The 5,813-nt window shown below is 33.7% G+C and carries 6 protein-coding genes and 1 pseudogene; 1 reads left to right on the forward strand and 6 read right to left on the reverse strand.

Annotated features, from left to right (window positions below; all coding sequences use genetic code 11):
• Nucleotides 1–154: 154 nt before the first annotated feature.
• Nucleotides 155–844 carry an aspartate/glutamate racemase family protein gene (locus tag B6C99_RS12575; RefSeq protein ID WP_086360142.1) on the forward strand — a complete coding sequence of 230 codons (690 nt, stop codon included), beginning with the start codon at nt 155–157 and terminating at the stop codon, nt 842–844.
• Here the strand turns inward: B6C99_RS12575 and B6C99_RS12580 are convergent.
• The 6 genes and pseudogenes from B6C99_RS12580 to B6C99_RS12605 form a co-directional block, all read right to left on the reverse strand.
• On the reverse strand, nt 830–1,129 hold the full coding sequence (locus B6C99_RS12580) for a hypothetical protein (protein WP_086360143.1): 300 nt from the start codon (nt 1,127–1,129) through the stop codon (nt 830–832). The genes B6C99_RS12575 and B6C99_RS12580 overlap by 15 nt on opposite strands.
• Nucleotides 1,130–1,331: 202 nt before the next feature.
• Nucleotides 1,332–2,192: an RNA polymerase sigma factor RpoH gene (gene rpoH, locus B6C99_RS12585; RefSeq protein WP_086360144.1), complete on the reverse strand. Its 861-nt coding sequence runs from the start codon at nt 2,190–2,192 to the stop codon at nt 1,332–1,334.
• A 162-nt stretch (nt 2,193–2,354) separates the two neighbouring features.
• Nucleotides 2,355–3,332 (reverse strand): permease-like cell division protein FtsX, encoded by a 978-nt coding sequence (ftsX, locus tag B6C99_RS12590; RefSeq protein WP_086360145.1) that lies wholly within the window; start codon nt 3,330–3,332, stop codon nt 2,355–2,357.
• Complete coding sequence (gene ftsE / locus B6C99_RS12595) at nt 3,332–3,991, reverse strand: cell division ATP-binding protein FtsE (protein ID WP_065577961.1); 660 nt, start codon at nt 3,989–3,991, stop codon at nt 3,332–3,334. Before ftsE ends, ftsX begins: the two co-directional genes overlap by 1 nt.
• A 9-nt stretch (nt 3,992–4,000) precedes the next feature.
• Nucleotides 4,001–4,924, reverse strand: a pseudogene (gene ftsY / locus B6C99_RS12600) (signal recognition particle-docking protein FtsY); the annotation flags it as partial.
• 162 nt (nt 4,925–5,086) lie between these two features.
• Entirely contained in the window at nt 5,087–5,653 is a 567-nt protein-coding gene (locus B6C99_RS12605) for a pseudouridine synthase (RefSeq protein ID WP_086360146.1), read from the reverse strand.
• Nucleotides 5,654–5,813: the final 160 nt, after the last annotated feature.

Consider the following 5,813-nt stretch of genomic DNA (forward strand, 5'->3'; position numbering starts at 1 on the left):
TTATCAACCTATGGCTACAATTCGTTTTTTATAACCTATTCATTACAATATTCTGATAGTTAATGATATTTCATTCTAATTTATTATCTTTACATACTAATAATTATATCTAATAATTAATTACTAATAGTAAAAATATTATGGAGTATTAGAAATGAAAACAATTGGATTAATTGGTGGCATGAGTTGGGAAAGTACCGTTACTTATTATCAAGTGATTAATCAATTTATTGGCAAATCCCTTGGTGGATTACATTCAGCTAAAACTCTGTTATATAGTGTCGATTTTCAAGAAATAGAAAGCTGCCAAGCGAATAATGAATGGGATAAAAGCGCAATTATTTTAACTGATGCAGCCAAAAAATTAGAATTAGCCGGTGCTGATTTTATTATTATTTGTACTAATACGATGCATAAGGTTGCAGACCAAATTCAAAAAGCAATTACAATTCCTATCATTCATATCGCCGACGTGACCGCCAAACATTTGATCAAAGATAAAATAAAATCAGTTGCCTTACTTGGTACTAAGTACACCATGGAACAAGACTTTTACAAATCAAAATTAATTGAAAAAGGTTTAAATGTTTTAATCCCTAATGAACAAGATAGGATAATCATTAATAATATTATTTATGACGAACTTTGCCGTGGGCAAATTAAACTAGAATCTAAGCAAGCTTATCTCAATATTATTGATAAACTCGTTAAACAAGGTGCAGAAGCGGTGATTTTAGGTTGTACTGAGATCGGTTTATTAATATCCCAACAAGATTACGCCATTCCTTTCTTTGATACAGCCTTATTACATGCTCAAGAAGCTGCATGGTTAGCGATTCATTGATCGCAAAGCAGTATAGGCAGAATTACATTCTCTCCTAGTTGATTCGGGATTTTTTTCTATCAATTGTTTAAAATGATTTATAGTAGTTTCTAATGATTCTTCAGGATCAGCTGGGAGTTTAGATGATAATTGTAATTCGTGAACCAATTTTATATAGTGATCACATTCAATAACGCCAGTATTAATGGATACATCAGAAGATGTATTTTTAGCATTATCATTACAAGCAACTAAACTAACAGTAATTAGACTAAGTAAAATAACTCTCTGCAAATTATTTAACATTTTTATCCCTCGTATAAAAGCTAACTTCTTGGCGATTATCTATTTAATCTTAAACTATAGTGTATAAAAAAAGTTTAAATATAACTATTTTATTCAACTAGTTATTTTAATTCTTAACTTATTTATAAACTTACTTAAATTCAGTATATAAAAAAGCCCCACTTTAACTAAAGTAGGGCTTATATGTTATTAATAAAAGCAATTATGCTTCAATCGCTACACGTAATTTTTTCATTGCATTTTTTTCAAGTTGACGAATACGTTCAGCAGAAACGCTGTATTTATCGGCCAACACTTGCAATGTTGATTTACTGTCATCGGCATCTAACCACCGAGCTTTGATAATATCTTGGCTACGCTCGTCTAATTGAGACAAGGCATCATGTAACTTGTCAGTTGCGTCATTTTCCCAGTTATCGTTTTCGATCGATTTTGAAAAATCAGAATTACCATCCTCTAAATAAAGCGCTGGAGCGACAATTGAATTATCATCGTCATCATTATCAATATCAAATGACATATCTTGTGCTGACATACGTGATTCCATCTCTAAGACGTCTTTACGACTTACACCTAGTTCATCAGCAACCATATCGACTTCAGCGCTATTAAACCAACCTAAGCGTTGTTTATTCTTTCTTAAATTAAAGAATAATTTTCTTTGTGCTTTGGTTGTAGCAACTTTAACAATACGCCAATTTTTTAGTACATATTCATGAATTTCAGCTTTTATCCAATGTACTGCAAATGATACTAAACGAACACCCATTTCAGGATTGAAACGACGTACGGCTTTCATTAAACCAATATTACCTTCTTGAATCAAATCGGCTTGTGGTAGACCATAACCAGAATAACCACGCGCAATATGCGCAACAAAACGCAAATGAGACAAAATCAATTGTCTTGCTGCATCCACATCATCATGATAATAAAGACGTTCACCTAAAGACTTCTCTTCCTCTGCAGTTAGCATCGGATAAGTATTTATCATACGAAGATATGATTCAATATTTCCTTGTGGGATTAAAGCACCTGCTTGCATTTTTAAATCAGTACTCATTTAATTCCCCCTTAAATTAAACTAATTTTGCTACATTCTACATCAGTAACAATTTAAAATCTTTCTATAAACTTAGACCACCAAAATGTGATTTAGTTCACATTTTTATCATTATATTTGCAGTGAAGCTGCTTATAAAAATCGTAAATAATTAATCTACAATTATGAAGCTATTACCGTTTTATTCAAATACTTTTTAGTGGCAATAAATGCTGAAAACCAGCCAATAATCGTCGAAAATAAAACAATTAATAAACTTTCTTCCCATGAAAGTCCATTTATATTAATCATTTTTCCAAAAACATCTGATACATGCAACATGGTTGAATCTATTTGAAGAATAAATACTTTCGATAGAATCAATGCCAAAACCGCACTAATCAATCCAGTAAAAATACCATTATATAAAAATGGTCGTAAAATAAAGCCTTCAGTCGCACCAATCAATTGCATAACAATAATTGTTTGCCTACGGGCAAATATATTTAACCGAATACTATTACCAATAACCAATGATACGGCAATAACCATAAAAATTGAGATTGTCCACACTATCGATTTTACCATATTGGTCAATGCGGTTAATCGAGTAAACCAGCTATCATCAAGTTGCACATCATCAACACCCGCTATTGTTTTTAACTGTGTTTGCAGATCATGTAATTTATCTGTAGATTTGGCTTCTTCTATTGGAAAAACAATAGCAACTGCTGGTAATGGATTTTCATCGAGTAGGTCAAGAGCATCATCAAATCCAGACCAAGTTTTAAACTCTTCTCGTGTATCTTCGCGAGAAAGATAAGTTACATTTTCAACTTCAGCAATAGCCTTAAATTTATCAATTAAATCATTAGCTTGTTCCGAATTTAAAGTTTTATTAATATAAACTGTTAAATTGGGCGTCGGATACCACTGTTCCGCCGCTTGATTGGCGTTCTTCAATAATAAATAGCCTATAGTCGGCAAAGTAATTGATATAGCAATAACCAAAATTGTCAGCAAAGAAGCAAATATATTTTGGTAAAAATAGTTAAACACATTATGCCATGCGTAGCTGATCTGCCTTTGCCAGCGGCCCAAAAAGCTATTGTTGTTGGTTTTGTTTTTTTGTTTAGATGGTTTAACCTTCGCATTTATCATCAACTTTTAACCTCTAAACGTCCTTGATTCAAATTTAGTATTCGATGATGTTTTCGACGTATCAACCCCATGTTATGGGTTGCCATTAACACAGTTACACCGGCTTGATTAAACTCTTCAAATAATTTCAAAATATCTTTTGAGAGTTTGTCATCTAAATTACCAGTTGGTTCATCAGCAAGTAAAACCGTAGGTCGATTGACGATTGCTCGAGCTATCCCTACTCGTTGCTGTTCACCGCCAGATAGCTGTATTGGGTAAAATTTCATTTTATCAATCAAACCAACTTTATCTAATGCCGCAGAAACTCGTCTTTTAATTTCTTCAACAGGTTTACCTAAGATAATTAATGGAAAAGCAACATTATCATAAACAGTATGATCGAGTAATAGTTGATGATCTTGGAAAATCATACCAATGGTACGACGCAGAAAAGGCATTTGATTTTTTTTCAAACTGGAAACATCAACACCATTCAGTAATACCTTGCCGTCATTAGCTTTTTCTAATCCACAAATCAAACGCATTAATGTACTTTTACCCGCGCCGGAGTGACCGGTTAAAAAGGCCATTTCTCCTTGCGCTAAAGTAAATGTTATATTTTGTAAAGCTGGTTTACCACCCGAATAAACTTTACTAACACGTTGAAATTGGATCATGAGTTATCTCTATTCTTCCGTTTCGTCAAATAGGGCATTAATAAAATCATCAGCAATAAAAGGTCTTAAATCTTCAATTTTTTCACCTACGCCGATATAGCGGATCGGAATATTAAACTGATCAGCTATGCTAAATATAATGCCACCTTTTGCGGTACCATCTAACTTGGTTAATGTCATCCCTGTTACGCCAACCGCTTCATTAAACAGCTTTGTTTGACTAATTGCATTTTGTCCTGTCCCGGCATCTATAGTTAACATAATTTCATGCGGTGCTGTTTCATCTTGCTTTTTAATTACTCTGACTATTTTTTTCAATTCGTCCATTAAATGAGATTTATTTTGCAAACGACCAGCAGTATCGGCAATTAAAACATCGATATTTTTTGCTTTTGCAGCCTGAATAGCATCGAAGATTACCGATGCTGAGTCAGCATTAATATGCTGAGCAATGACAGGGATGTTATTACGTTCACCCCAGACTTGCAATTGTTCAACCGCGGCAGCACGAAAGGTATCGCCAGCGGCAAGCATCACTGATTTGCCTTGTTGTTGAAATTGACGGGCTAATTTACCAATGGTTGTCGTTTTCCCAACACCATTGACACCAACCATTAAGATAACAAAAGGTTTATGACTTTCTATATTAAGTGGTTGCTGAGCACCATCTAAAATAGATTTCATTTCATTTTTTAATAGATCATGTAATGCATCCGCATCTTTTAATTCTTTTCTTGACGCTTGTTGTGTTAACGAGCTAATCAATCTTTGTGTGGTATCGAAACCGACATCAGCAATGATCAACTGTTCTTCTAATTCTTCAAACAACTCATCATCGATCTTTTTGCCTTTAAATAAGCTTAGAAAACCAGATCCAATATTTTGTTTAGTTTTAAAAAGACCTTTCTTTAAACGAGAAAAAAAACCTTCTTTCTTTTGTTCAACCATAAATAATCTATCCTACGATCAATATTAATGATCATTTTATCTTATTTTACAATAAAGCCCAAAGGATTCGATCAAAGAGAATCATATAATTGATCCTTTTGATCTTTCAAAAAATATAATTCTTTTAGAATTGTCTGTTAAATGTAGTTAGCGGAGATAAAGATCACCAGTAGCAACCGATCGCCATTCGCCTAAAGGTAACTGATGAGTGAATAAATTATATTTGCCAATCTGAACACGAATTAAGCGTAAACAAGGGAATCCAACCGCAGCACACATTCTTCTAACCTGTCGATTTTTTCCTTCTGTTATGGTAATACTTATCCATGAAGTAGGAATAGTTTTGCGTTCTCTAATAGGGGGTATTCGTTGCCATAAATTAGTCGGCTCTGCAAGTGATGTCACGATTGCTGGAGCAGTATAAAACTCTTTCAATTGCACACCACTAGTTAATTTATCTATGGCTTGTCGATTTATTAATCCTTCTACCTGCACCCAATAAGTTTTAGGTAATTTAAATTTTGGTGAGCTAATTTTTGCTTGTAGTTTACCGTCATTAGTAAGCAGCAATAAACCTTCACTATCGGTGTCTAAACGACCAGAAGGGTAAAAACCAGGTAAAGCTATATAATCTTTTAATGTTTGATATTTTTCATGTGCAGAAAATTGTGTCACAACATTAAACGGTTTATTAAAAGCGATTAATGAACTCATCTCACCCTCAGAAGAATTTTTAAGTATTCTTAGAATGCAAAAAAGCCCAGCATCGCTGCTGGGCTCGTATATTTAAAAGTCTGGCGGCACCCTACTCTCACATGGGTAATACCCACACTACCATCGGCACTACGGCGTTTCACTTCTGAGTTCGGCATGG

The sequence above is a fragment of the Gilliamella sp. N-G2 genome (assembly GCF_002142215.1).
GTDB lineage: Bacteria > Pseudomonadota > Gammaproteobacteria > Enterobacterales > Orbaceae > Gilliamella.